Source organism: Streptomyces sp. JJ38 (assembly GCF_019303475.1).
Classification (GTDB): domain Bacteria; phylum Actinomycetota; class Actinomycetes; order Streptomycetales; family Streptomycetaceae; genus Streptomyces.
This window is the reverse complement of sequence record NZ_JABLSI010000042.1, coordinates 13,394-37,164: the sequence shown is the minus strand read 5'-3', so window position 1 is coordinate 37,164 and position 23,771 is coordinate 13,394. Positions and strand designations below refer to the sequence as shown.

At 71.6% G+C, this 23,771-nt stretch carries 25 protein-coding genes and 1 pseudogene; 15 read left to right on the top strand and 11 right to left on the bottom strand.

Annotated elements, in window-relative coordinates:
• Positions 1 to 1,026 precede the first annotated feature (1,026 nt).
• The 3 genes from HPT28_RS20945 to HPT28_RS20935 are packed head-to-tail and all read left to right on the top strand — an operon-like array spanning position 1,027 to position 2,520.
• Entirely contained in the window at positions 1,027 to 1,758 is a 732-nt protein-coding gene (locus tag HPT28_RS20945) for a tyrosine-type recombinase/integrase (protein ID WP_257579027.1), read from the top strand.
• A 58-nt stretch (positions 1,759 to 1,816) separates the two neighbouring features.
• Positions 1,817 to 1,960: a hypothetical protein gene (locus HPT28_RS20940; RefSeq protein WP_219092715.1), complete on the top strand. Its 144-nt coding sequence runs from the start codon at positions 1,817 to 1,819 to the stop codon at positions 1,958 to 1,960.
• The gene (locus HPT28_RS20935; protein ID WP_219092714.1) at positions 1,957 to 2,520 is read left to right on the top strand and encodes a DUF6262 family protein; all 564 of its coding nucleotides are present in this window, start codon (positions 1,957 to 1,959) and stop codon (positions 2,518 to 2,520) included. The genes HPT28_RS20940 and HPT28_RS20935 overlap by 4 nt, the downstream gene beginning before the upstream one ends.
• A 112-nt stretch (positions 2,521 to 2,632) precedes the next feature.
• Here HPT28_RS20935 and HPT28_RS20930 read toward each other — a convergent pair whose 3' ends face one another.
• Complete coding sequence (locus tag HPT28_RS20930) at positions 2,633 to 3,460, bottom strand: alpha/beta fold hydrolase (RefSeq protein ID WP_219092713.1); 828 nt, start codon at positions 3,458 to 3,460, stop codon at positions 2,633 to 2,635.
• A 70-nt stretch (positions 3,461 to 3,530) separates the two neighbouring features.
• On the opposite strand from HPT28_RS20930, the gene HPT28_RS20925 reads away from it, so the two are divergent.
• From HPT28_RS20925 to HPT28_RS20915, 3 genes are all read left to right on the top strand, one after another.
• On the top strand, positions 3,531 to 4,481 hold the full coding sequence (locus tag HPT28_RS20925) for a GlxA family transcriptional regulator (protein WP_219092712.1): 951 nt from the start codon (positions 3,531 to 3,533) through the stop codon (positions 4,479 to 4,481).
• A gap of 253 nt (positions 4,482 to 4,734) precedes the next feature.
• Positions 4,735 to 5,076, top strand: coding sequence for a methyltransferase domain-containing protein (locus HPT28_RS27145; protein WP_308119409.1), 342 nt, complete (start codon positions 4,735 to 4,737; stop codon positions 5,074 to 5,076).
• Positions 5,077 to 5,096: 20 nt separating this feature from the next.
• Positions 5,097 to 5,954 (top strand): aldo/keto reductase, encoded by an 858-nt coding sequence (locus tag HPT28_RS20915; RefSeq protein WP_219092711.1) that lies wholly within the window; start codon positions 5,097 to 5,099, stop codon positions 5,952 to 5,954.
• A gap of 595 nt (positions 5,955 to 6,549) precedes the next feature.
• Here the strand turns inward: HPT28_RS20915 and HPT28_RS20910 are convergent.
• Both HPT28_RS20910 and HPT28_RS20905 read right to left on the bottom strand, forming a co-directional pair.
• Positions 6,550 to 7,290: a class I SAM-dependent methyltransferase gene (locus HPT28_RS20910; RefSeq protein WP_219092710.1), complete on the bottom strand. Its 741-nt coding sequence runs from the start codon at positions 7,288 to 7,290 to the stop codon at positions 6,550 to 6,552.
• A 573-nt stretch (positions 7,291 to 7,863) separates the two neighbouring features.
• Entirely contained in the window at positions 7,864 to 8,298 is a 435-nt protein-coding gene (locus tag HPT28_RS20905; protein ID WP_219092709.1) for a VOC family protein, read from the bottom strand.
• A gap of 111 nt (positions 8,299 to 8,409) precedes the next feature.
• On the opposite strand from HPT28_RS20905, the gene HPT28_RS20900 reads away from it, so the two are divergent.
• Positions 8,410 to 9,003: a TetR/AcrR family transcriptional regulator gene (locus HPT28_RS20900; RefSeq protein WP_219092708.1), complete on the top strand. Its 594-nt coding sequence runs from the start codon at positions 8,410 to 8,412 to the stop codon at positions 9,001 to 9,003.
• A 299-nt stretch (positions 9,004 to 9,302) separates the two neighbouring features.
• Here HPT28_RS20900 and HPT28_RS20895 read toward each other — a convergent pair whose 3' ends face one another.
• The 4 genes and pseudogenes from HPT28_RS20895 to HPT28_RS20880 form a co-directional block, all read right to left on the bottom strand.
• Positions 9,303 to 10,043 (bottom strand): VOC family protein, encoded by a 741-nt coding sequence (locus HPT28_RS20895; protein WP_219092707.1) that lies wholly within the window; start codon positions 10,041 to 10,043, stop codon positions 9,303 to 9,305.
• 218 nt (positions 10,044 to 10,261) lie between these two features.
• Positions 10,262 to 10,699: a class I SAM-dependent methyltransferase gene (locus HPT28_RS20890; RefSeq protein ID WP_308119408.1), complete on the bottom strand. Its 438-nt coding sequence runs from the start codon at positions 10,697 to 10,699 to the stop codon at positions 10,262 to 10,264.
• A gap of 279 nt (positions 10,700 to 10,978) precedes the next feature.
• Positions 10,979 to 11,716 carry a ribonuclease H gene (locus HPT28_RS20885; RefSeq protein ID WP_257579026.1) on the bottom strand — a complete coding sequence of 246 codons (738 nt, stop codon included), beginning with the start codon at positions 11,714 to 11,716 and terminating at the stop codon, positions 10,979 to 10,981.
• A 133-nt stretch (positions 11,717 to 11,849) separates the two neighbouring features.
• Positions 11,850 to 12,240: pseudogene (locus tag HPT28_RS20880) on the bottom strand (hypothetical protein); the annotation flags it as partial.
• A gap of 239 nt (positions 12,241 to 12,479) precedes the next feature.
• Between HPT28_RS20880 and HPT28_RS20875 the strand changes: the two are divergent.
• The 6 genes from HPT28_RS20875 (at position 12,480) to HPT28_RS20850 (ending at position 17,145) form a co-directional block, all read left to right on the top strand.
• Positions 12,480 to 12,635 carry a hypothetical protein gene (locus HPT28_RS20875; protein WP_219092705.1) on the top strand — a complete coding sequence of 52 codons (156 nt, stop codon included), beginning with the start codon at positions 12,480 to 12,482 and terminating at the stop codon, positions 12,633 to 12,635.
• Positions 12,636 to 12,664: 29 nt separating this feature from the next.
• On the top strand, positions 12,665 to 13,189 hold the full coding sequence (locus HPT28_RS20870) for a sigma-70 family RNA polymerase sigma factor (protein ID WP_219092704.1): 525 nt from the start codon (positions 12,665 to 12,667) through the stop codon (positions 13,187 to 13,189).
• On the top strand, positions 13,186 to 14,007 hold the full coding sequence (locus HPT28_RS20865) for a hypothetical protein (protein ID WP_219092703.1): 822 nt from the start codon (positions 13,186 to 13,188) through the stop codon (positions 14,005 to 14,007). The genes HPT28_RS20870 and HPT28_RS20865 overlap by 4 nt, the downstream gene beginning before the upstream one ends.
• 142 nt (positions 14,008 to 14,149) lie before the next feature.
• Positions 14,150 to 14,734 (top strand): GNAT family N-acetyltransferase, encoded by a 585-nt coding sequence (locus HPT28_RS20860; RefSeq protein WP_219092702.1) that lies wholly within the window; start codon positions 14,150 to 14,152, stop codon positions 14,732 to 14,734.
• A gap of 42 nt (positions 14,735 to 14,776) precedes the next feature.
• The gene (locus HPT28_RS20855) at positions 14,777 to 15,811 is read left to right on the top strand and encodes a S66 peptidase family protein (RefSeq protein ID WP_219092701.1); all 1,035 of its coding nucleotides are present in this window, start codon (positions 14,777 to 14,779) and stop codon (positions 15,809 to 15,811) included.
• A 125-nt stretch (positions 15,812 to 15,936) separates the two neighbouring features.
• Entirely contained in the window at positions 15,937 to 17,145 is a 1,209-nt protein-coding gene (locus HPT28_RS20850) for an aromatic acid exporter family protein (protein WP_219092739.1), read from the top strand.
• Positions 17,146 to 17,188: 43 nt separating this feature from the next.
• Here the strand turns inward: HPT28_RS20850 and HPT28_RS20845 are convergent, their stop codons facing one another.
• The 3 genes from HPT28_RS20845 to HPT28_RS20835 all read right to left on the bottom strand — a co-directional run bounded on the left by HPT28_RS20845 (position 17,189) and on the right by HPT28_RS20835 (position 20,985).
• Entirely contained in the window at positions 17,189 to 18,058 is an 870-nt protein-coding gene (locus HPT28_RS20845; protein ID WP_219092700.1) for a hypothetical protein, read from the bottom strand.
• On the bottom strand, positions 18,055 to 19,335 hold the full coding sequence (locus tag HPT28_RS20840; protein ID WP_219092699.1) for a glycosyltransferase family 4 protein: 1,281 nt from the start codon (positions 19,333 to 19,335) through the stop codon (positions 18,055 to 18,057). The genes HPT28_RS20845 and HPT28_RS20840 overlap by 4 nt, the downstream gene beginning before the upstream one ends.
• Positions 19,336 to 19,560: 225 nt before the next feature.
• Positions 19,561 to 20,985: an FAD-dependent oxidoreductase gene (locus tag HPT28_RS20835; protein ID WP_219092698.1), complete on the bottom strand. Its 1,425-nt coding sequence runs from the start codon at positions 20,983 to 20,985 to the stop codon at positions 19,561 to 19,563.
• Positions 20,986 to 21,093: 108 nt separating this feature from the next.
• On the opposite strand from HPT28_RS20835, the gene HPT28_RS20830 reads away from it, so the two are divergent.
• Positions 21,094 to 21,474 carry an RNA-binding S4 domain-containing protein gene (locus HPT28_RS20830; RefSeq protein WP_219092697.1) on the top strand — a complete coding sequence of 127 codons (381 nt, stop codon included), beginning with the start codon at positions 21,094 to 21,096 and terminating at the stop codon, positions 21,472 to 21,474.
• 34 nt (positions 21,475 to 21,508) lie between these two features.
• Here HPT28_RS20830 and HPT28_RS20825 read toward each other — a convergent pair whose 3' ends face one another.
• Positions 21,509 to 22,360: a SigB/SigF/SigG family RNA polymerase sigma factor gene (locus HPT28_RS20825; RefSeq protein ID WP_219092696.1), complete on the bottom strand. Its 852-nt coding sequence runs from the start codon at positions 22,358 to 22,360 to the stop codon at positions 21,509 to 21,511.
• Between the two features lie 972 nt (positions 22,361 to 23,332).
• Between HPT28_RS20825 and HPT28_RS20820 the strand changes: the two genes are divergently transcribed.
• Positions 23,333 to 23,695: a DUF427 domain-containing protein gene (locus HPT28_RS20820; protein ID WP_219092695.1), complete on the top strand. Its 363-nt coding sequence runs from the start codon at positions 23,333 to 23,335 to the stop codon at positions 23,693 to 23,695.
• The last annotated feature ends 76 nt before the right edge of the window (positions 23,696 to 23,771 follow it).

Below are 23,771 nucleotides of genomic sequence, written 5' to 3'. Positions count from 1 at the left end.
AAGGAAAGGCGCCAAACGGACCCTGGCCGGTAACTCGCTTGCGGAATATGCCCCGCAGGGGCGCTGCCGACGGGGACCGGACACCGCACCGAGCCGAACAGGCCGCTCAGCGCGGCGCACCCGAGGGCGACGGTCTGGGGCCGAAGGCCCCGTGGGCCCTGACCTGTCCGCGCAGACGACATCCGTCAAGAGGTGGGCGCGCCGTCGAGATCGGCCGGATCGTGACCGCCGCTCCCGTTACGCGCCGCTGTCGCGGGTGAAGGCTCGCGCGGCGGCGCGGCGGCGCTGGCAGGGCTTCCCGCAACCACGCTGCTGGGCTCGGGCGGTGAAGAGCCGGTGGTGGAGCTGGCTGCGCCGCTGGAACCGGAGGAGGCGCGGGTGGCGCTGCGGAGAGCGGCCGGGCATGGCGGGCCGTTGCTGGTGGGGTGATGGGGCGGGTGGCGCTGGACCGGTGGTGCGGCGAGCCCTACCTCGCCCAGGGGACGGGCTCGGTCCGGGTACGAGGGGCTGCCCTGGGCCTGGCTGAACAGGGAGCTGTGGCCGAGGCCCGCGGGCTCGACGACGGTGGTGGTGGATCTGGCGGTGGGTGAGGACGTCGCGGGGTCGCTGGAGAGGGACGACAGGTTGCTGGAGGTGGAGGGTGCCGCGGTGATGGGGGTGGTGCCCGGGCCACGCGGGGTCCGCGTCGCCGGATCGCGGTGGCGGGCGGAGGAGACCTTCCAGGCCGGGCTCGACGGGCACCGACTCCGCCGCTGTACCTCGTGGGCCCGGCTGGGTCACCGTTGTCCTGTTCGCCCATGCCGTCCTCCCTATCGACGAGGGGGAACACACTGACGCGAGGCGAACGAGGCAGCGACACAGCGGAGAACCCGCCGAAGGCCGACGTCACGGACGGAATCCCGGATGCCGAGCGTGAGCTGTACGGGGGCCGGCTGCGCTTCGTTGACGGAGCCGCGGTATCTGGCATGTCTGCCACCAGGATTCGCCCCAGGAGAACAGGGCCAGTTCCGCAACATCCGGGCACGGATGCTGAAGTACTCCGCCTCGGCGGAAGGTCCGCAGTGGTTGTCCGACGAGCAGATCGAGCAGCTTCCGGCGGCCGCCGTTCGGGTCCGGGACCGCTTCTTGGTGTCCCTGCTGGCCTGCACCGGGATGCGGATCGGTGAGGCGTTGGGGTTGCACCGACAGGACATGCACCTGCTGTCGAACTCCGAAATGCTTGGCTGCCAGGTGGCAGGACCGCACGTGCACGTGCGGCGCAGGCTGAACGCGAACGGGGCGCTGGCCAAGTCGCGTTTCTCGCGGTGGATTTTGGTGACCGAGGACCTGGTCGACGGGTATGCGGAGTACCTGCATGAGCGAGCCGCGCAGTTGCCAGCCGAGATGGACGGCGACGGCGTGTTCGTGAATCTGTATGCGGGACGTCGAGGCCAGCCGGTGACGTATGTGGCCGCGAGGGACATGTTCGACCGGCTTGCGCGGAGGGTGGGGTTTGAGGCTCGCCCGCACATGCTGCGACACTCCGCGGCCACGCGCTGGATCCGTGCGGGCATCGACCGCGATGTGGTGCAGCTGCCGTATGGCAACTGCACCGAACCGACCACCATCAAAGCCGGCGGGAAGAGCTGCCCGCTGCGATTCCAGTGCGTCGGCTGCGGCTTCTACCGCCCTGACCCGTCCTACCTGCCCGCCGTCGAAGGAACACATCCACCAGCTGCGCACCGACCGCGAGACCGCCGACGCACTCGACACAGCTGATTTCGTCACCCGCAACCTCACGGACCAGATCGACGCCCACACCGAAGTCGCCGAGAAGATGCACAAACAGCTCGCGGAACTCCCCAATGACCAGCAGGCCGAAATCGAAGAAGCCGCACGGATCCTACGCAAAGCCCGCGCCGCCGACGACCACACACTGCTCCCACTGACCGTCATCAACCGTGGTCAGGGCGCCTCGTGACCATCCCGCGACCCCCCGGGGAGGTGCTGCGCCAAGCCCGACACAAGGACAGCCGCGACAAACGTGCCCGCGTCCTGCACACCCTCGATCAGCTGCTCGCCCATGGCGATCGGGTCACCTTGACCGCGGTCGCCAAGGCGGCGGGCGTCTCGACCTGGCTCGTCCACGCCCTCGGCGTCCGGGAGCACATCGAAGCAGCTCGCACCCAGCCGGACCGCACCGCAGCCAGAGGCGGCGAGTCCCTGCCGCCGGGCAGCGCCATGAGTAGGCGCACCGACCTGGAGGTTCTTCGCACCGACAACCAACGGCTCCGCGGCCAGGTCAGCGAACTCAAGGAAGCCCTGCAGCGCCAGCTCGGCCGACAACTCGGCCAAGTGCAGGCAACCGACCTGACGGACCGGATCCGTGAACTGACCGCGCAAAATCAAGAGCTGCACAGCCAGCTCATCCAGCGGCAACACGAGAAACGGGAACGTGAGCGGAGACTCGCCGAGACCAACGACGACCTCGTCGCCGCCCGAGCGAGCCTCCGGCGCGTGATCCGAATCGAGAACTCATAGGCAGGGTGAGATAGCCAGAGCTCCACAACACGTTGGAGGGCCCGACCGTCCTCCGGCCGGGCCCGTCGTATCAGCTGGTCAACGGCATCAAAGCTGAACGGCCGTACTGTCCCTACGTCGTGAAGAAGTCGGCGAGCGCGCGGCCGATCTGGCCGGGGGCGTTCTCGGTGGGGATGTGATCCGCATTCGGGATACGGAGCAGCGTGGTGTGGGGCATCTCGGCGGCGAACCGCTCGGCGTACGCCACCTTCTCGTGGAGATCGTCCTCGCCCCAGATCAGCAGCTTGGGCACGATGGACCTCCGCAGCGCGGGAACGAGGTCGAGGGTGTAACGGTTGTCGGCCGCGCCCGCCAGGGCCATCCAGGAGCGGCGCACTCGCTCATCAGTCCACGGATCCGCGTAGTCCGCGATCAACGACTCAGCGGCGACACCGGACAGCACCCTCGCAATCGCCTGCCGTCGGGCGGCGAGCACGCCCTCGCCCGTGTCCGAGTCCCGGAATTGAGCCACGTGGGGCGCGGGCCAGGAGTCATAGAGGACCGAGTTGACCAAGGCGAACCCGGACAGGTCAAGCCGGTTGTGGGCAAGGAGGTGCTGGGCGATGGCGCCGCCGATGTCGTGGCCCGCCAGGGCGATGGGTCCCGAGAGGTTCAGCGCGGAGGCAAAACGCGTCACCCAGTCGGCGAGCGCTGGAACCGTGGCCGTTTCCGGGGTGAGTTGGCCTCCTGAGCGGCCCAGGCCGGGGAGGTCGACCGCGAGGGGCCGAAGGCCCGCGTCGGCGAGGTGGTCGAGGACGGGGAGCCAGACTCGGCTCCAGTACGTGCCGTGCAGCATCAGCACGGGCGGGGCGTCCTGCCGTCCTGCGGTCAAGTAGCTGGCTGGCTCGCCGTCGACCTGGACCGCGGTCCTCAGCACTGTCGTTTCGGTGGTTTCGCTCATGGGCCCACTGTGTCCTGTGCGGGCCGTCCGGCCGAGAGTCTAGAAAGACACCTGAGGGTACAATCTTGCCATGCGTCCTCATCGGGTGGTGGCCTTGGTCAACCCGCCGCAGTCGCCCTTTGAACTCGCCTGTGCCACCGAGGTCTTCGGCAGCGTCCCGCAGGACGAGCCGCCCCGATACAGCTTCCGTATCTGCGCCGAGCACCCCGGCCCTGTGCAGACCACCGCCGGCTACGCGATGCTCGTCGACACCGGCCTTGAGGCCCTGAAGCAAGCGGACACCGTGGTCGTCCCCGGCTGGCAGCCGCCGGGCGCACCGGTGCCACCTGCCGTCACCGCGGCGCTGCGGGCCGCCCACCGGCGCGGGGCGAGGATTGTCGCCATCTGTACGGGGGCCTTCGTCCTCGCCCAAGCCGGACTGCTCGACGGCCGCCGCGCCACCACCCACTGGCGCGATACCGCCCGGCTCGCCGCCGCCTTCCCTGAGGTGCAGTTGGACCAAGACGTGCTCTTCGTGGACCACGGCGACGTGGCGACCAGCGCTGGAACCGGCGCGGGCATCGACTTGTGCCTGCACCTCGTACGTTCCGACCACGGTGCGGCCTACGCCACCCAGATCGCTCGCAACATGGTCCTGCCGCCACACCGGGAAGGCAGCCAACTCCAGTACGCAGCACAGCCCGCACCAGCCAAGGCGGACGAGTCACTGGCGTCACTGTTGGAGTGGGCCACCTCCCGGCTCGACACCCGACTCACGCTCGACCGGCTCGCCGAACACGCCGGACTGTCCAGCCGGACGCTCGCCCGGCGCTTCACCGAACAGCTCGGCACCAGCCCCGGACACTGGCTGCTCAGCCAACGCATCGACGCAGCACGGGTATTGCTGGAGCAGACCGACCTGCCGGTCGAAGCCATCGCCACCCGCGTCGGACTCACCTCGGCAGTCAACCTGCGCCGACGCTTCCGGGCGCATCTGGGTACCACGCCCGGCGCCTACCGACGCGCCTTCAGTCAGACCTGATGGTCGGGTAGCCCGAGGGCGAGATCCCCTCGGGCTCCCCCGACCGAGATCATGCCTAACGCGCCTGAAGGCTGCCATGCCCACCGCTGACCACACCCGCTCCACCGGAGGAGCAGCACGTTGACGAACACCACCCGCGGGGTGTGGGAGAAGCACGACAGCGACGGAAGGAACTTCCGGGGGCGGTGAGCGCGATCGGCAACTGCTCGCCGAGGACGCCGCCGTCCCCGAGGTCCGGGTTCGGGCGCTCGACGTGGGGTGCGGCGCCGGAGCGCTGGCCGCATGCCTCGCTTCCCTCGGCTACACCGTGAATGCCGTCGACTTCGCTGACAGTGCGATAGCCCAGGCCCGCGAGGAGCACGCTGCCGTCCAGAGGGTGCCGTGGCCGACGTCGGCTGGGAGCGGGTGGAGCGGCTGGAGGCGGACGGGGTGGGCTTCCTGGTGCTCTGCGGACCTGCCACACCGGCACCCGGGCAAGCGAGAAGCGGCCGACCGCCCGCGACGCGCTGACCGACGCTCATCATGCGGAGCCCGGCCCGCGGTCTCCCTCCCCTCCCCGGTCACGCACAACTTCCCTGCTAGCGTTGCGCCTTGACCAACGGGGGAAGGCTGCACATGACACCGACCACGTTCCACATCGGCGGCGAGCTGGAAGTCGGGCGGCTCGGATTCGGGGCCATGCACCTGGGCGGCGGGCCCGGGCCCGCCCGGGCGAACGCACTCGCCGTCGCCCGGCGCGCCGTCGAGCTCGGCGTCACGCTCATCGACACCGCCCACCTGTACGGCTGGGGGGCCAACGAGGAAATCCTCGCCGAGGCCCTGCACCCCTACCCAGACGGCCTTCTCCTCACGACGAAGGTCGGCGTCGTGCGGGACGAGCGGGGCCAGTGGGCGCACGACGCACGGCCCGCCTCCTTGCGCGTCCAGGTCGAGGCCGCGCTGAGCCGTCTGCGCGTGGAACGGATCGAGCTGCTCCAACTGCACCGCGTCGATCCGAACACCCCGCTCGCCGAGCAGCTCGGCGCTCTGAGCGACCTCAGGGCGGAGGGCAAGGTCGGCCACATCGGCCTGTCCGAGGTCACCGCCGAGGAGCTCGCCATGGCGCGCGAGAGCGTCGACATCGCGAGCGTCCAAAACCGCTACAACCTCCTCGACCGCCAGCACGAGCCGGTACTCGCAGCCTGTGAGGCAGCGGGCATCGCCTTCCTGCCCTGGCGGCCCGTGGACCCCCGGGCTTCCGGCGCCCAGGCAGTGGTCGCCGCCGTCGCGGCCGAGCTCGACGCCGCCCCGGCGCAGGTGGCCCTCGCCTGGCTCCTGCACCACTCCCCCGTCATCCTCCCCATCCCGGGCACCAGCCGGATCAGCCACCTCGAGGAGAACCTCGCCGCCGCCGACCTCCCGCTGACACCGGCCCACCGCACCCGCCTCGACCGCCTCACCGCCCAGCCACAGCGCCCCGGAACAACCCCGTGACCGGCACGGGGCAGGTGCACACCGGCGTTCACGCACATCATGGCCGCACATGGATGTCCCTGAGGACCGGGCGGTCCATGGTTACGCCGGAGGTGGTCCCGGCCGACCATCGTTGGTCGTCCCACTCGGTTGGGTCCCATCCTCGCCGGCGCGGGACCTGGGCAGTGGTCCCGCAGCCAGTGGACCGGGCCGCCGAACCGCGAACGCCCCTGGCTGCCGCGGCGGCAGACCGTCGGCCTTCGACTCCGGCTCCTACAGACCGCGCGACATGGCCAGGCAGCGCATCGAAAGACTTGAGCAGTGGCGTGGCCCCGGCCCCTCGGTAGGACGAGACCGCCACCGGCCATCTCGTCACGACCTTCGTCTCGCTGCGACCTTCATCTCGTCGGACAGGTGACTTGCGCGCGGTCGAGCCTGCCCCACCGGGCGTGACCTCGTTGTCGATCGGAGCAACCTCTGCCCCGGCACCCCGGGCGAAAGCGGCATCCTGACCGGCTGGTGTTCCAGGGCATGCTGTTCGTCCTGCACACCGGGGTCGCCTGGGAGCAGGAAGTTCAGGACAGGCATGGCCAACGTTGATGGCCGGTGGCCAACCTCAGGCCGGCTTGCGCCACACTGAGACGTGCTTCGCGGAGTCCTGGGTGAACGGAGACCCGTCCCAGTCTCCGACGCGACGTTCCAGCTCGAGCCCGGCGATCCGTGCCATCAGGTCGAGCTCCGCCGGCCAGGCGTACCGGTGCCGGGAGTTTTCGCGGCGGTAGTGGCCGTCGTCGCCGTCGCGGGTGAAGTGGTGCGAGACGAGGATCTGCTCGACCAGGTCGAAGGTGTCGAAGCCGAGATGCTGCTGAGAGACGTCGAACGGCACCGCGACCTGGCCAGGCGGCAGGAGCCGCAGCGGCGGCACACCCAGCTCGATGACGAACCGGCCGCCGGGCTCCAGATGCCGTGCGGCGTTGCGGAAGCACTCGACCTGCTCGTTCTGCGTGAGCAGGTTGGTGATGGTGTTGTAGACGAGGTAGACCAGGGTGAACCCGCCGGGAACGGCGGTGGTGGCCATGTCCCCGATGACTACCGGGAGGGTGCCCTCGTCGACCTTGCGGCGCAGCACCGCTGCCATGTGCTCGGACAGTTCGATGCCCACCACCGGCACGCCGTGTTCCCGGAGCGGGACGCCCACCCGTCCGGTTCCGATGGCGAACTCCAGCGCCCGGCCGTCTCCGGCGAGCTCGGCGAGGAAGGCGAGGGTCGGTCCGAGAACGGCAGCCGAGGACACTTCGACCTCCTCGGCGTCATAGCGGTCGGCGGTCGCGCGGGTCCACAGTTCACTGCTCGTCACGGGTGGCCACTGTGCCGGGTGCCGAGGGGCGTTGTCGACGCATTTAGGGTTCTTCGCGGCTCAGCGTCCACCGCTCACAACTCGTCGTCCCCTGGCCAGGGCTTCGGCCGAACCGCCCCGCACCCCGGATCATCGGTCGCGGAGTGATCCAACCGCCTTGCTGTCCCAGCCACCGTCGATGTGCCGGTCCCCGCCCAGGCGGGGTTCTCAGCGCAGCACGTCTGAAGGTGCGCCTTTCAGTACTGGGCTTCCCGTACGGAACATGGCCGTCGCCGTCCTCGCTGACGTCGAACAACCGCCCGGGGGGGCACCGCGGGCCGGTTTCCGGTCCGGCCCCCAGACGCCCCCGCTCGACGCCGAAGCCGTCCCCGTCATCCTTCCGACCGTCGCCCTCGACCGGCATGCTCCGGACCCTGGGACAGGGTCGTGATCTCGGGCTCCTCCTGGCTCCGGCGCAGCACCACGCACTCTCAAGGGCGGGGCCGACCCACATGCCCCGGGTGCCGCCTCACCCACCACGGGCAGGTCTCGCAGCGCGTCGCCGGGTGACGGCCCGGAACCTCGTATCGCGCGTCACTGCGCCTGTGCGGTGCCCGTGTAGTGGGCAGCGTATTCCTCGGTGGGGGCGGTGACGGTGATGACATCGATCAACACGCCGTCGGGGGCGGAGACGATGAAGTGGCGCTGGCCGAACTCCTCGGTGCGCAGCGGCAGCACCTCGCGCAGGCCGGCCCCCGTCACGAGCCGCCGGTGCTCGGCGTCCACGTCCTCCACCTCGAAGTTCAGCAGCAGCCCGCCGCCGAGTGCGGTCCGGTGGCCCTCGGGGACGGTGGGGTGGAGGTGGTCCAGCAGCGCCAGCTCGTACTGCGGTGCGTCGGGGCGTCGCAGGCTCACGTACCAGTCGGTCTCGAAGGTCACCTCGAAGCCGAGGTGCCGGGTGTAGAAGTCCCGGGCGGTGGCCACGTCACGGGTGGCGAGCACGGGGTAGAAGCCGTCGAGTCTGGTCATGGGTCCGTTCGTCACGGCAGGGTCCTTCCGCCCATTTCACATACCCTGAGTATGTGAAGCACGACGTTAACATACCCTGGGTATGCGAAACGGAGAGGGCGGTGCGACCGGATGACGGCCAACCGGGCACAACAGCGGGCTGCGACACGCCGGGCGCTGCTGGATGAAGGGCGACGACGGTTCGCCGCAGACGGGTATCACCACGTGGCCCTGGCCGATGTCGCACAGGCCGCCGGTGTCACCAAGGGAGCCGCCTACCACCACTTCCAGAGCAAGGCGGGACTCTTCCGGGCCGTCGTGGCCGAGGTCCAGCAGGAGCTGGGCCAGCGCGTGGCGAGCGCGGCCGAGCAGCACGAGGACCTCTGGGAACAGCTGCGAGCCGGATGCCGTGCCTTCCTCGCCGCGGGAACCGACCCCGCCGTCCGGAACATCCTGCTGGTCGACGCGCCCACCGTGCTCGGCTGGGACGAGTGGCGAGCCCTGGACGAGCAGTCCTCCGCCCGCCACCTCCAGCAAGCCCTCGCCGCACTCAGCGCCAACGGGGCCATCACCCGCCTGCCCAGAGAACCCCTCACCCAGCTCCTCTCCGGCGCCATGAACGAAGCCGCCCTGTGGATCGCACAAGGCGGCAACCCACACGCCGCAGAACAAGCACTCGACCAACTCCTGACCGGACTCCGCCCACCCACCACCCACCCGACGTGACCACCACGTCCAGCCGACGACCAGCCCACGGTGCTACGCGGCCCCCACGCTCCCGCCGTCACGGCCGCTCTCAACTCGCCGCTCACGGCATGGTCCCCCGGCGGTCAGGGCCGGACACCGGCGCGAGACCGCGGATGACGGCCCGTCATGGAGCGGCCGGGTGCCGCCGTTCGGCCGGCCGCTGGGCCGCGGCGCTCATCGCGACGACCCCGTGGGAGAGGGCGTGGCCACGTTCCGCGACGGCACCTCCTGCGAACCGCACCCCAGGCGACGGTTCGGGGAACGGACCAAGCTCCGCGTCAGCCCCGGCCCAGGACGCAGAACTCGTTGCCCTCCGGATCGGCCAGGACGACCCAGGAGACGTCACCCTGGCCCACGTCCCGCCGTGTCGCGCCGAGGCCTTCGAGCCGGGCGACCTCCTTCGCCTGATCCTCGACAGGGCTGGACATCACGTCGAGATGGACGCGGGTCCGCACGGCCTCGTCGTCCGGCGTGCGGCGGAACTCCAGGTACGGCCCGACGCCCTCGACGGAGCGCAGCAAGGCACGGTCGTCGGTCAGCTCGTGGACGGTCCAGTCGATGGCTTCACCCCAGAACCGGACCATGGCCCGTGGGTCCGCACAGGCGACGACCACGGCGGCTACCGGCCCGGTGTCCCGGTAGAGCTCCCGGGGCTCCAGGACGCTGAACACGTTGCCCTCCGGATCGGCCATCACCGTCCACGGCACGTCGTTGTCCCGGCCCACATCGGCGATCGTCGCCCCGAGTTCCTGCAAGCGTGCCACCAAACCGGCCTGGTGGGCCTCTGACGTCGTGGCGAGCTCGATGTGCACGCGACACTTCACCGCCTCCGGGTCCGGTACGCGCACGAGGTCGACACACACGGCGGAGGGGTCCGGCCAGTCAAAGCCCACGGGCTCCAGGTTCGTGACTCCGGGCCCTTCGCTGGACAGACCCCAACCGAGCGCCTCGGCCCAGAACGCGCCGAGCGCCGATTCGTCCCGGGCCTTGAAGTTCACCTGAACAAGCTGCAGCGTCATGCCCCCACCCTACGGTGCCCTGTGACTCCCGTTCAGAGCAGTGATGATCTTGGACAGCCGGTGTGATCACATCAGGGTCGGCCCCCAGCCGGTCTCCGAGGGTCGACCGCGTGTCCGGCTCCGGGCTCCCCAGGGTCGGCAGTCGTCCCGGTTTCCGGCAACGGTTCCCGAACACCGTGACAAGGATCCCGCCCGTCACCACAACCAGAGACGGCCGGTCACCGGTAACGGGGAATCGGCACTTCCCGAAGGGGGTCCCCGCCGTCGACGAACAGCCGGGCGTCCGGCGTGGTCGCCTCGGCGATGCGCCGCAGCGCCGCTTCCCCCCTCTTCGGGTGGCGACCGTCGAGGGCACCGACGCGGATGGCGAACACGACGTCGAACGGCTTCTCACCAGGTTCCAGGACGAACTCCTCCGCAGCGACCTCGCGGACGCTCATACGGCCCGAGGCGATCTCGTGGTCTGAGGAACGCTTCGCCTGGGTGATCGCGGCCGCGGATCTGTCGATGGCCAGGATGTGACCCGTCGTGAGCTGCTCGGCGACGGCGCGGGCTGCCGCCCCGGGGCCGCACCCGATCTCCAGCACGCGTGAGTCCTCCCGAAAGGGCAAAGCCCTGACGATCGCGGCGAGACGAGGTGGCAGACGAGAGGACACGCTCCACAGGCTAGGTGCTCGGAACCACGTGCCGGAACATGCCCCGCCGGAGATCGCGCTCCCCGGGACAGGGACGGCTGAGCACCGGCCCGGCGATGGCCGGCTCTCGCTCGGTCCTGTCGTCGAAGGGGCGTCCCGTCAGCGAGCTGGGGTCACGAGGTTGGTCAGGGGAAGTCGGGTGCGGGTGGCGTGGCAAGGGCGAGGATCGTCCTCGCACCGGGCGCCTCGGGCGACTTCGACCGGGGTGTGAGGTGCCGCGCCTGGGGGCGCCTCACAGCGTTAGCTGGGGATGTCGCGAGCAGGGCCTCCTGGTGACGACGGGGCCTGAGAGGCGTCGCGGCAGGACGGGTGACCCCAGCCGGCCGGGAGCTTGGTGATCTTCTCCCCCGCTGCGTAGCGGGACTGGCAGTGGCCGCAGCGGCCGGGGAACTTGGCCTTGATCACAGCGGTCGAGCCGCCGCGTGGAGCTCGTCCAGTCGCTGCCTTGCGCGAGCGGGCCGCCCGCGGCTTGTCCTCCGTTTCGGGGCTTGGCCGCGGGAAGCCGGTGGCGCCCTGCCCGGTGCCGGCGCTCTCCTGGCGGGTCGCGGCGGTGCTGGCCGCCGAGTCGGCGATGGCGTTGAGGGGGTCGCCGTCGACCTGGTGGGCGTAGACGTGCTTGAACATCACGTCACGGTCGCCGAGCAGGGCATCGATACGGACGACCAGGTCCTTGTTGGCCACGGGTTTCTTCGACGCCGTCTGCCAGCCGTTGCGCTTCCAGCCGGCGATCCACTTCGTCACCGCGTTCATGGCGTACTGGGAGTCCATCCGGATCTCCAGCGGCACGGCCGGGTCGGTTGCCTCCAGCAACTCGGCGAGCGCGGTGAGCTCGGCCACGTTGTTCGTGGTCCGGCCGAGCGGGCCCGCCTCCCAGCGCTGTGGGGCCCCGGCGGCGTCCGCCAGTACCCAGGCCCACCCCGCGGGCCCGGGATTGGTCTTGGCGGCCCCGTCACAGGCCGCGATCATGCGTTCTGACATCCTCCGATCATGCCAGGCCCGTGAGCCCGCACGGTCAGGGCCGACCGCCGAGGGACGGGTAGGCCGGGGGCAGCCGGACCCCGGGGGGCGATTCCGCCCTCCCGGGCTCCGGCAAGCGGGACGCGCGGAAGGGTCAGTCCCGGGCCGTCGCGGACAGCGCGTCCGAGGTCAGGCGGGTGGCGAAGTCGGGGGTCTCCGGTGAGGCGGTTGACGCGGTCCGCGAGGAGGAAGGCGGTGGCTTCCAGGAGCGTCAGTCCGTCCCGGGTCCAGTGCCCGAACTGCTGGCGCCACAGGCTGGGGCTCAGCCCGGTTCCCGCGGCGACGAGAAGGCCGGCCATGGTGGGGATGGTCTCGGGGCCGATACTCCTGGGCATCATGCGCGTCGTTTCCACCAGGTCGGGAACCACCTCGGCGATGACGTCCCTGTCGTGGTGCTCGTAGGCTCCGCGCAGCCACTTCATGAACATGTAGATGAGCGTGCACGCGCCGTCCAGCAGGTCATCGGCGCCCCCGGGGGCCACCGAATCCCCCGGAAGGCTGACACGGGCCGGGACCGGCGTCTCCCGTAGCGGCGTCGCTATCTTCAAGTCGCTTTGTCGCTACGGCACTTGCCGGGTCACAAATGAGTCACACCAGGTATTTTCTCGAACCCCCGTTGCACGAAACGGTCCCCGCCGAAGCCTTCCGGTCAGAGACGCACACCCGTGCGCTTCCGAGGCTTTGGGGGACCTCATTCGATCAACAGAGGAAGGACCTGAAGGCCGTGACCTACGAACTCGCGAGAGACCTGGCAGTGGCGGCACTGATCCTGCGCGCCTTCGGCCGCGACGCCATCGGGCTGCTGCGCCGTGCGGCCGCGGCCGGGGTGCGCGCGGGCGTCACCGAACTTCATCGCGAGCGGACGGGAGGGCAGCAGTGAGCGAAGAACAGCCCAGCGGAACGCCCGCGATGACACAGTTGTCCCTGGACCTGGTCGCCTTCCACCGCCAACGCCGCCCCGCTTTCGTGCGCCGGGCCGAACGCGAGCTCAACAACCGGGCCGACGCCGAGGAAGTCGTCGACCTCGCGTTCGAGCAGATCGCCCTGTCCTGGCCCAAGATCCTCTCGATGGCCAGTCCCGCCGCGTACGCCTGGTCGATCCTGCGCAACCGCATCAAGGACCGCATCAAGGCCCGCGGCCACACCCTGGACCGGACCCTTCTGTACGACAACCTCGCCTTCGAGACGCTCGCCCTGCGCACTGCTGTCGACCCGATCGGCGAGCTGGAGGAGAGTCTGGCGCTGGCCGAAGCCGTCGCCGCCCTCCCCGAACGCCAACGCGACGTGATCATCCTCTACTACTACGAGTGCTACCCGGTCGCCGCCATCGCGGAGTACATGGGCATCGCCCCCGCCACCGTCCGCTCCACCCAGCGCAACGCCCTGCGCCGCCTGAAGGGCGCGCTCACCCCGGAAAGGGAGCAGACTCCATGACCTGCCACGTCGAACAGCTGCTGGCCAAGGCACAGCTCGCGCCGACAGCCCCCTACACCGAGTCCGACCTGGACGCGGCCGAAGAGCGCCTCGCCGTTCGCGTCGCCGCCCGCCTCACGCCCTGCGACGTGCTCAGCGACCGCCCCGCCCTGCCCGCGCGCCGTCCCATCCCGGCCGCCTCGGGGCGCACGCCCGAGCAGTACGGGGCCGACCTGAACACCATGTGCGAGGTCATCCTCAACAGGCCCGACGCGCTGGCCCATCTGCTCGACTTCCTCGCCCGCTGCGTGCCCGAGCCCCACGGAGCCACCGTCCTGGGCGGCATCCTGCACCTCACGGGAGCCGAGGACAGCGCCCGCTTCTGGTGGCAGTACGCGGCCGGCGCCGGGGACCAGCCCGCCGCCTACTGCCTCTACCTCCACCACCAGGCCCAGGGCGAGGACGTCGAGGCGCGCTGGTGGTACCGCCAGTCCGACCTCGCCCGGCCCCCGATGAACGAGGAGCACACCGAACTCGAGCGCGCCATCGCGCTGCGCGTGCTGCAGCGGCTCCGCCAGGAACGTTCCTTCACCCATACCGTCCTGTCCGTTCTCGACTACGTCCCGGCCGCCGTCAGCTTCATCGACGACGACGTCGAGCTGCCGCTGCCCGACGCCGACTTCACCGACCGCGTCCATGCCCTGCTCGCGGTCGCCCGCGACGCCCACCGCCGACGGACACCTCCGACGAAGCCGCTCCCGGAGCGGAAGCGCTCGCGGGAGGCAGAGGCGGAGGCGGAGGCGAGCGACCGTCCCGACCCTCGCAGCCTGCCGGCCTGAGCGCTTGCGGCGTGAGCCAGCACCAGCATCGCGAGGAAACCCACATCCCCCCGGCCTTTCGCGCCCGGGCCGCAGCGACGAAGGTGGCCGACGCGGCGGCGGAAACCTTGCGGGGGCGGACCGAGGGGGTGACGATCCCGGCATGCTGATGTTCCTGGAGACCGAGCGGCTCGTGCTGCGGCCGTTCACCGACGCCGACGCCGACGGCCTCTTCGCGCTGCACGACGACCCCGGCGTCATGCGGTTCATCAACGGCGGCCGGCCGGCGAACCGGTCGGAGGTCCGGGACCGGGAGCTGCCGCGGCTGATGCGGCATCACCCGGGCTTCGGGCGCGGCTACCTGGCCGCCGAGGAGCGGGGCGGGGGCGGGTTCCTGGGCTGGTTCGAGTTCCGCCCGCTCGGCGCGGCCGCCCCCGGCGCGGTCGAGCTCGGCTACCGGTTGAACCGGGCCGCATGGGGCAGGGGTCACGCTACCGAGGGAGCCCGGGCGCTGATCCGTGTGGGGTTCACCGAGCTCGGAGCGGAGCGGGTCACGGCGAACACCATGGCGGTCAACGCCCGGTCCCGGCGTGTCATGGAGAAGGCGGGCCTGACCTTCCTGCGGGCGTTCCGGGGGGACTGGCCGGAGGCGATCGAGGGTTCCGAGCACGGCGAGGTCGCGTACGAGCTCACCCGGGCGGTCTGGGAGCGGCAGCGGGCGCGGCTGTCTCCCGGTTCGGGGCGATAACCCGGTTGTGGGGTCGTCGGCCGCCGTGCCAGAGTCCGCCGCATGTCGATTCGCTATCCACGCCCTCTGCGTCCGGGTGACCGCGTTGGTGTGACCGCCCCGTCCAGTGGGGTACCGAAGCAGTTGCGGGCCCGCCTCGACGTGGCGGTCCGGGATGTCCGGGCGCGGGGGTACGAGGTCGTGCTCGGGAGCTGTCTGGACGGCTCGGGGCATGTCAGCGCGCCCGCGTCCGAGCGGGCTGCGGAGCTGATGTCGATGCTGACCGATCCCGCGATCCAGGCCGTCGTTCCGCCGTGGGGCGGGGAGACGGCGATCGACCTGCTGCCGCTGCTGGACTGGGACGCGCTGGGGCGGGCGGAGCCGACCTGGCTGGTGGGGTTCTCCGACATCGCAACACTCATCACGCCGCTCACCGCGCTGACGGGGACGGCCACGGTACACGGGAACAACCTCATGGACACCCCGTACGCGGTGCCCGAGGGCATGGTGTCGTGGCTGGACGTGGTCGCCGCGCCGCAGGGCCGGCCCTTCACGCAGGTGCCGGCGGGCCGCTACCGGTCCGGCGGCTTCGACGACTTCGCCGCGTTCCCCGAGGTGCGCGAGTACACGCTCGACGCCGTCGGCGGTTGGACCAGGCTGGACGGCGACGGGCGCGGTGACGTGGAGGTCGAGGGGCGCCTGATCGGAGGCTGCGTCGAGACGCTGTGCAATCTGGCGGGGACCCGCTATCTGGACGTGGCCGCCTTCGCTCGGGCGAACGCCCCGGAGGGGTTGATCGTCTACGTGGAGGCGGCCGAGGACAACGCCTTCACGATCTGCCGGAACCTGCACGGGATGCGGCTCGCGGGCTTCTTCGACGCGGCGAACGCCGTCCTCGTCGGCAGGACCTCGGCTCCGGACTGCGGCTCCTTCACCCAGCACGACACCGTGCGGGACGCGCTCGGCACCCTCGGCGTGCCGATCGTCGCCGACGTCGAGTGCGGGCACACTCCCCCGTATCTGCCGATCGTGAACGGGGCGCGGGGCCGGATCGTGCACACCGCGGCGCGCAGCGAGCTGACGCAGACCCTGGGCTGAGCTCCCGCAGCGTGGCCTCGCCCGGGCCGAAACGGTTCATCCGGGTGCTGGTGGGCGCGGTTCGGTTCCGGCGGGGCCCGGGAGCGGGAAGAGGGTCCTACGTGTCCCAGGTCGTTCCCGAACCCATGGTGAAGTTCGTCCAACGCCGCAACGAGCCGGTGGTCGTGCAGACGGTGCGTTCCGCCACGGCCGCCACGCTCGCCTACGTCGCCGCGCTGTGGTTGCTGGGTTCCCGCCCGCCTCCGCTGCTCGCACCGCTGACGGCGCTTCTGGTGGTGCAGGTGACGCTGTACGCGACCCTCACCAGTGGCATTCGCCGGGTCAACGCCGTGGTCGCCGGAGTGCTGATCGCGGTCGGGTTCAGCGCGCTGGTGGGGCTGAGCTGGTGGAGTCTGGGTCTGCTGATCATCTCGGCGCTGGTGCTCGGGCACGTGGTCCGCGCGGGCGAGTTCGTTCCGGAGGTCGCGATCTCCGCCATGCTCGTGCTGGGCGTCTCCCATGCGACGGAGCTGGCGCTGAGCCGAGTCCTGGAGACGGTGATCGGTGCCGTCGTGGGCCTGCTGTTCAACATGGTCTTCCTGCCGCCGGTGTGGGTGGAGTCGGCCGGGGAGGAGATCGAGGACCTGGCGGGGCGGATGCGGCGGCTGCTGCTGGACCTCGGGGAGGAGATCAGCGGCCACCATCCCGTGGAGCGGGCGGCTGAGCGGTTGCACGAGGCCAGACGGCTGGATCACGACGTCGTGGAGGTGGACGCGTCACTCGTCCGGGCGGAGGAGAGCGTGCGTTTGAACCCGCGGGTGCGGGAGGGGCTGTTGTCCCGGATCGTGCTGCGCACGGGGCTGGACACGCTGGAGATCTGCGCGGTGGTGCTGCGGGTGACGGCACGCAGCATCACCGATCTGGCCAGGCAGCGTACGGAGGAGAAGCTGTTCCCCGACGAGGTGTCCGGGGCGCTGCGGGAGCTCTTCGCCCACTTGGCGGGGGCCGTGGAGAGCTACGGGGTGCTGATCACGACGCAGGTCAGCGCGAGTGCGGAGGAGGCGGAGGCCTTCTTGGCGACGGAACTGTCGGCGGCGCGGACGAGCCGCGACCACGTGGCTCATCTGCTGTTGGCCACCGTGCAGGAGCATCCGCGGCAGTGGCAGCTGCACGGCGCGCTGCTGGCCGACATCGACCGGGTGCTGGACGAGCTGGACACGGAGAAGCGGGCGTTGCGGCTGGCCGAGGAGCTGGACCGCTGTGCGACGGAGCGTCAGGACCGGCATCCGCGGCTCGACCGGTGGCGGCAGGCGGTGCGGAGCCGGGTGCGGGTGCTGCGCGGGGCCGGGGGGTAGGGTCGCCGTCCGGTGCAGGCCGGGGCGGGGGCCGTCGACCGGGTCAGCCGGGGGCGGTGCGGACCTCGACGGACAGGTCGCCCGCGCCGGTGTAGGCGAAGCCGACGGTGGTCCCGGGCCCGGTCCGGACGGGCGGGTAGCGATAGACCGAGCGCTTGTCGGGGACGTCGTCGAGGATGCGGGCGAGGCGGATGGGCTCGGCGCCGCCGGGGTGGGGGCTCAGCCACAGTTCCCACTCGGTGTGCTCGCGGTCATCCGGCTGCCGGCGGGTCAGTTCGCGCCAGGGCAGTTCGGCGGTGAAACTGTTGCCGTCGCGGGTGACGGGCACGGTGATCCGCTGGGAACCGGGGCCGCGGGTGCGCGCCTCCAGCCGGGCCGTGGCAGTGAGGTCGGCACCGAGGAGCAGACCCTCGACGGTGCCGGTGTCCTCGGTGAGGTGGACGCGTCCGGCCTCGGCGTGGGGCCAGCGCAGCCAGGTACGCAGGGAGAGGTTGCCGTACTTGGTGGCGTAGGGGACGCAGACGGCGCCTCGGGTGTGCCGGGCGCGGGCGGCGTCGTCGGCGAGGGTGCGCAGGTCGTTGACGCCGGGGTGCAGCCGGGTGCGCCGGGTGCCGGAGCGGGTGACGTAGGCGTCCCAGCGGCCTTCGGCCAGGCGGAGCGCGAGGGGAAGGGTGGCGGTGCGGGAGCCGTCGGCGGCGGGGGTGAGGGGCAGGCGCCGGGTGTCGTCGGGGTCGTCGCCGCGGCGGTGCAGGAGGAGGGTGTCCCAGCCGGGGGCGGCGCTGGCGGCGGGAAGGGTGAGGGTGATGTCGCCGGTGTGGTCGGCGGTGCAGTCGGCCTGTGGCGTGGGCGGGGCGGCGGGGTGGAGCCTCGGGTGGGTGCCGGCGTCGTCGGTGGTGGCGAGCGGGAGGGTCATGCGGCCGGTCCTCGGGTGTGTGCGGGATGGGCTTTGCGCAGGGTGTCGCGGACGGTGAAGGCGGTGCCCAGGAGGGTTCCGCGGGTGCGGTGGAGGGTGGTGCGCAGGGTGCCCAGGGGGTTGCCGCGGCCTCGGCGGGTGGCCAGTTCGGTGAACAGGTCGCTGTAGCGCTCGGCCACGTGGGTCGGGTCGTAGCGGCGGGCGTGTGCGCGGGCGGCGGTGCCCATGCTTCTGCGGCGGTCTTCGTCGTTGATCAGTTCCAGCAGGCCCGTGGCGATCGCGTCGACATCGTTCATGGTGACGAGCCGGCCGTCGACCCCGTCCTGGATGATCTCGGCGGGGCCGTGGGGGCAGCGGGTGGCGACGACGGGGAGCCCGCAGCGCATCGCTTCGACGATGGTCATGCCGAAGGCTTCGAGGCTGGAGGTGGAGGCGGCGATGGAGCCTTTGATCCACTCGGATTCGATGGGGTGGGCGGGGCCCATGAGGAAGGCGTGGTTGTAGAGGCCCAGGGTGTCGATGCAGGCGCGGAGCCGGTCGCGTTGCGGTCCGCCACCGTAGAGGCGCAGCCGCCAGTCGGGGCGCTCGGCCACGACGTGGGCGAAGGCGCGCAGGAGGAGGTCGTAGCGCTTGGCGGGGGCGAGGCGGCCGGCGGCGATGACCCATCGGGCCCTGGGGTCGGCGGGGGCGGTGGTGGGCTCGGGGACGCCGTTGGGGATGGCTGCGACGCGGACGCCGGGCAGCCGCATGCGGCGCCGGTAGTCGGCGGCGTCGGTGCGGGTGACGGTGGTGAGGGCGTCCAGCCGCGGGTAGGCGTCGCGCAGGGTCATGCGCAGGCGGCGGGAGTGGCAGGAGAGGGTGAGGTGTTCCTGTCCGACGAGGACGGGGCCGCGTGGGGCGTGCAGGGCGATCTGGGTGTTGAGGCCGGGGCGGGTGCCGACGATGACGTCGGCGTCGGTGGTGCGCAGGAACTCGGTGATGCGGCGGTCGGTCAGATGGCTGTAGCGCGTGTAGTGGCCGTCGGCGCGGGGGTAGTGGTGGGCGGGGCGCTGGTGGTCGGCGTGGTTGCCGTCGTACTGGTCGCTGCCGGGGCGCAGGTCGACGAGGTGGCGCAGGCGTACTCCGGGGCCGGGGTCGAAGACGGGGCGGTCGCGGTGGCGGAAGACGGAGACGACTTCGACGTCGTGGTGGGCGGCCAGCGCGTGGGCGGAGTTGAGCGTCGTGCGGATCGTCCCGCCGATGCCGTAGGCGTGGTGGAGGAGGAAGGCGATCTGCATGGGGTGGTGTCCTCACGTCCTGGGGCACGGGGACGTCGGTGGCTGTGCCCTGGCCGGGTCGGCGCCGCTCGGCGGCGGGACACGCGGTGAATATTGCGTTTGTCCTGTTATCAACTCTACGGTTCGGTGCCGTGTGTGACGTGTTGTCCGGTTGGTGTGTCCGCCACTCGGGGGGCCTGTGGGCCCGGCGGGGCGTGGAGCGTGGGCGTCAGCCCTCCGCGGGCGTCAGCCGTCCACGGCCGCGCGCACGGCGCGCGCGGCCTTGCGGGCGGCCACGAGCACGGGGTCCCACACAGGACTGAACGGCGGGGCGTAGCCGAGGTCCAGCGCGGTCATCTGCTCGACGGTGAGCCCGGCGGTCAGGGCCACGGCGGCGACGTCGACGCGTTTCCCGGCGCCCTCACGGCCGACGATCTGCACGCCGAGGAGCCGGCCGGTGCCGCGCTCTGCCGTCATCTTCACCCGCATGGGGGCGGCTCCGGGGAAGTAGCCCGCGCGGCTGGTGGCCTCGACGGTCACGGTGACGTAGCGCAGTCCGAGGTCGGCCGCCTGGGCTTCGAGGAGCCCGGTGCGGGCGATCTCCAGGTCGCAGACCTTGCTGACGGCGGTGCCCACGACGCCGGGGAAGGTGGCGTAGCCGCCGCCGATGTTGGCTCCGATGATCTGGCCGTGCTTGTTGGCGTGGGTGCCGAGGGCGGCGTGGCGGGTGCGGCCGGCGACCAGGTCGAGGACCTCCACGCAGTCGCCGCCGGCCCAGATGTCGTGATGGCCGCGGACGCGCTGGGCGAGGTCGGTGAGCAGCCCGCCCGCGTCGCCCAGGGGCAGTCCGGCCTCCTCGGCCAGGGTGGTCTCGGGGCGCACGCCGAGGCCGAGGACGACCACGTCGGCCGGGTACGCGGTGCCGTCGCCGGTGACGACGGCTCTTGCGCGCCCGCCTTCACCGAGGCGGACGGCCGCGACCCGCGCCCCCGTGACGGTGGCGATGCCCATACCGTCCATGGCCTCGTGGACCAGGCGTCCCATGTCCGGGTCGAGGGTGGTCATGGGTTCCTCGGCCTGGTCGAGCACGGTGACGTCGTAACCGCGGCGGAGGAGGGCCTCGGCCATCTCCACGCCGATGTAGCCCGCGCCGATGACGACGGCCCGCCGCCGTCCGGCGGCAACGTCCGACTCGACCCGCTCCAGCGCCCGCAGGAGCGCCCGGCCCTCGTCGAGTGTCTGTACGCCGTGGACGCCGGGGGCGTCGATGCCGGGCAGTGGCGGGCGCAGGGGCCGGGCGCCGGTGGCCAGGACGAGGTGGTCGTATCCGAGCCACTCCTCCCGCGGTGCTCCGGGGCCGGCCGGTGAGCCGGTGGTGCGCAGGCGGACGCGGCGGGCCTCGGCGTCGAGCGCGGTGGCCTCGGTGCGCAGCCGGACGTCCAGGCCGCGCTCGCGGTGCTGGCGCGGGGTGCGGACGACCAGGTCGTCGACGTCCTCGACGTCGCCCGCGATCCAGTACGGGATGCCGCAGGAGGAGTAGGAGGTGAAGTCCCCGCGTTCGAGGACGACGATCTCGAGCTCCTCGGGTGTGCGCAGGCGTCGCGCGTGGGAGGCGGCGGACACTCCCGTGGCGTTTGCGCCGATGACGAGCATCCGCGGCGTCGCGGGCATCGTGGGGCTCCTTTGGTCGCGTCGCCCTCGTCGGGCCGTTGCGATGATCTGCCCGTGGTTGTGGACGGCTATGCCCGATGGTCGGCGGCCGGATCTAGAGTCGGGGGTATGAGTGCAGCAGACGAGGGGACCGTGCGGGTCGACAGCTGGGTGTGGTCCGTCCGGCTGCTCAAGACACGTTCGATGGCCGCGACCGCGTGCCGCGCGGGGCACATCAAGGTGAACGGCGAGCGCGCCAAGCCCGCGCAGCCGGTGCGCGCGGGTGACGAGGTGCGGGTGTGGCACGCCGGGCGTGAGCGCATCGTGGAGGTCAAGCGGGTTCTGCGCAAGCGCGTGGGGGCGTCCGTGGCCGTGGAGTGCTACGTGGACAACACTCCCGCTCCCCCACCGCAGGAGGCGTTCGTGGCGACCGTGGCCAGACGGGACCGCGGCGCCGGACGGCCGACCAAGCGGGACCGGCGCGAGCTGGACCGGCTGCGGGGGCTGTGATCCGGGCCGGCGGCGCGGGTCGCGCGGGTGCGGATCACCGGTGGCGGTCGTGTGCGGGCGTGGGCGCCTCGTCGGCGGATACGGCGGCCGTCTCGGCCTCGACCTCGCGGCGGATGCGCCGGCAGGTGGAGCTGATGAGGCGGGAGACGTGCATCTGCGAGATACCGACCTCCGCGGCGATGCGGCTCTGTGACATGTCGCAGAAGAACCGCAGGTAGAGGATGCGGCGCTCGCGTTCGGGCAGCCTGCGCAGCCGGGGTTTGACCGACTCCCGGTAGATGACGCGGTCGTAGCCGGCATCGAAGTCGCCCAGGGTGTCGGCGCGGGTGAAGGCGTCCTCGACGTGCGGATAGGGCGAGTCGAGGGAGAGCGTGCGGTAGCTCTCCAGGGCTTCCATGCCCAGCTGAACGTCCTCCTCCGACAGGCCTGAGTGCTCGGCGATCTGCGCCACGGTGGGGCTGCGCCGGTCGAGGGTGAGCCCCAGCTCGCGGCGGCTGGCGCGGACCTTGTTGCGCAGTTCCTGCACCCGGCGGGGCACGTGGAGGTCCCAGAGGTTGTCGCGGAAGTGCCGCCGCAGCTCGCCGACGATGGTGGGTACCGCGTAGCTCTCGAAGGCGCAGCCACGGGCCGGGTCGTAGCGGTCGACGGCCTTGACCAGGCCGAGGGCCGCGACCTGTTGCAGGTCCTCCAGGCTCTCGCTGCGGTTGCGGTACCGGTAGGCGAGGCGGTAGGCCATCGGCATCCAGGCCCGGACGATCTCCTGCTGGAGGTGCTCCCGCTCGGGGCCGTCCGGCAGGGTGGCCAGCCGTTCCAGATCACCGGCCGTGTCGGGCGCGTCGTCGTGCGGATGACGGGTGCGCTTGGATCGGGAAACCACAGTGCTCATCTGCTTCGCTCTCCCAGCAACACGCTTGGCGACGGTGGTAAGCGGGTGACCGCGGGAGCAGACACGCGCGGGGTCCTTCCCGGTCGGGAAACGGGCAGACCGCAAGGCGGCCGGTGGCGGGGCGGTCCGTGACGCCACTCGCCTCGCGGGCCAAGGCACCTCTGGCGCCGCTCCGCCGGTCCTGAGCGAACCGTGCCGCCGGCCGACTCTCCTTCAACTCTGCGTCCGGGATGGGGCGACTGCAAACGCAGGACGCGCGTCGCCGGGTGAGGTCGCGGGCGATTCCCCCGGTCGGCGGCACGGTCCGCAGATGTGTGGCTCGCCAGGACAGGCGGCGGGACGGTACGGTCCGGCGCCGCTGACCGGCGCCGCTTGGACGCGCCCCGGTGTTCCGGCCACAGGTCGGCGGAAATTCGACCGCCCAGTGAGGTGTGAGCGGTGGGGTGAGCGGTAAGAAGATGGGTGCCCGCCCGGTGTGCATCCCCCGTCGCACCGGGCGGGTTCGTGTGTGCGGCGGACCTCCTCCGCCGACGGGGGCGTCGGCGAACTCCCGGCGCGCGGAGTCCCCTCAGTGAGCGGACCCCGGTGCGCAGGTCGCCGTCGATGTCGGGCAGGACGTCGGCGAGGTGGGCGCCGAGGCCGCTGAGCGCGGCCCCGGCGGAGCGGTGGCCGCAGGTGAGGGCCAGCGCGGCGGCCAGGGCGGTGACGACGGCGGTCGGCTGGGAGTGGCAGCCGCGGGCGAGCGCGGTGAAACGGCCGGGTGGAGCGCACCGTGCTGCGAGGGCCGGGCCGTGCGTCGGGGCTGGCCGGTCGTGCGGAGCGCACGGGTCGGCGGCGGGGCCTGCCGGGGCGAGCCACCGCGACGCTCACGGGGAAGTGAGCGGCGGGGCCGCCGGTGTGATCCCATGACGCTGCAGACTCGAGGTGTGCGGAGCGCCGCGGCGGCGGTCCGCCGGGAAGGGACGGTGTGTCATGGGATCGACCGGGCATCCGGAGGGCGTCTCGAACGGGGGACACCGCATCACCGTGGAGCAGGGCACCCAGCGCGTGCGGGTCGAGATCGACGGGCAGGTTCTGGCGGAGAGCAGCCGGCCGGTGCTGTTGCACGAGGCCGGGTTCCCGGTGCGCTACTACCTGCCTCCGCAGGACGTGCGGATGGATCTGTTGGAGGCGTCCGAGTCCCACACGGTGTGCCCGTTCAAGGGGACGGCCTCGTACTGGTCGCTGCCCGGCGGGCGTGCGGACGTGGCCTGGGCCTATCTGGAGCCGTTGCCGCGGGTGGCCCCGGTCAAGGGGCTGCTGTGCTTCTACGACGCACAGGCCCTGGAGGGCTGAGACACGCCCCGGCCCGCCGGGTGCGTCCCGGGGCCTCCCCCGCGGACCGGGGGTTCCCGGCGCCGGCCGTGCCGGC

Excerpts from the sequence above, each read along its gene's own strand:
- HPT28_RS20945 (WP_257579027.1), top strand. The coding sequence starts at position 1,027 with ATGCTGAAGTACTCCGCCTCGGCGGAAGGTCCGCAGTGGTTGTCCGAC.
- HPT28_RS20940 (WP_219092715.1), top strand. The coding sequence starts at position 1,817 with ATGCACAAACAGCTCGCGGAACTCCCCAATGACCAGCAGGCCGAAATC.
- HPT28_RS20930 (WP_219092713.1), bottom strand. The coding sequence starts at position 3,460 with ATGAGCGAAACCACCGAAACGACAGTGCTGAGGACCGCGGTCCAGGTC.
- HPT28_RS20925 (WP_219092712.1), top strand. The coding sequence starts at position 3,531 with ATGCGTCCTCATCGGGTGGTGGCCTTGGTCAACCCGCCGCAGTCGCCC.
- HPT28_RS20915 (WP_219092711.1), top strand. The coding sequence starts at position 5,097 with ATGACACCGACCACGTTCCACATCGGCGGCGAGCTGGAAGTCGGGCGG.
- HPT28_RS20905 (WP_219092709.1), bottom strand. The coding sequence starts at position 8,298 with ATGACCAGACTCGACGGCTTCTACCCCGTGCTCGCCACCCGTGACGTG.
- HPT28_RS20900 (WP_219092708.1), top strand. The coding sequence starts at position 8,410 with ATGACGGCCAACCGGGCACAACAGCGGGCTGCGACACGCCGGGCGCTG.
- HPT28_RS20895 (WP_219092707.1), bottom strand. The coding sequence starts at position 10,043 with ATGACGCTGCAGCTTGTTCAGGTGAACTTCAAGGCCCGGGACGAATCG.
- HPT28_RS20885 (WP_257579026.1), bottom strand. The coding sequence starts at position 11,716 with ATGTCAGAACGCATGATCGCGGCCTGTGACGGGGCCGCCAAGACCAAT.
- HPT28_RS20870 (WP_219092704.1), top strand. The coding sequence starts at position 12,665 with ATGACACAGTTGTCCCTGGACCTGGTCGCCTTCCACCGCCAACGCCGC.
- HPT28_RS20865 (WP_219092703.1), top strand. The coding sequence starts at position 13,186 with ATGACCTGCCACGTCGAACAGCTGCTGGCCAAGGCACAGCTCGCGCCG.
- HPT28_RS20860 (WP_219092702.1), top strand. The coding sequence starts at position 14,150 with ATGCTGATGTTCCTGGAGACCGAGCGGCTCGTGCTGCGGCCGTTCACC.
- HPT28_RS20855 (WP_219092701.1), top strand. The coding sequence starts at position 14,777 with ATGTCGATTCGCTATCCACGCCCTCTGCGTCCGGGTGACCGCGTTGGT.
- HPT28_RS20850 (WP_219092739.1), top strand. The coding sequence starts at position 15,937 with ATGGTGAAGTTCGTCCAACGCCGCAACGAGCCGGTGGTCGTGCAGACG.
- HPT28_RS20845 (WP_219092700.1), bottom strand. The coding sequence starts at position 18,058 with ATGACCCTCCCGCTCGCCACCACCGACGACGCCGGCACCCACCCGAGG.
- HPT28_RS20840 (WP_219092699.1), bottom strand. The coding sequence starts at position 19,335 with ATGCAGATCGCCTTCCTCCTCCACCACGCCTACGGCATCGGCGGGACG.
- HPT28_RS20835 (WP_219092698.1), bottom strand. The coding sequence starts at position 20,985 with ATGCCCGCGACGCCGCGGATGCTCGTCATCGGCGCAAACGCCACGGGA.
- HPT28_RS20830 (WP_219092697.1), top strand. The coding sequence starts at position 21,094 with ATGAGTGCAGCAGACGAGGGGACCGTGCGGGTCGACAGCTGGGTGTGG.
- HPT28_RS20825 (WP_219092696.1), bottom strand. The coding sequence starts at position 22,360 with ATGAGCACTGTGGTTTCCCGATCCAAGCGCACCCGTCATCCGCACGAC.
- HPT28_RS20820 (WP_219092695.1), top strand. The coding sequence starts at position 23,333 with ATGGGATCGACCGGGCATCCGGAGGGCGTCTCGAACGGGGGACACCGC.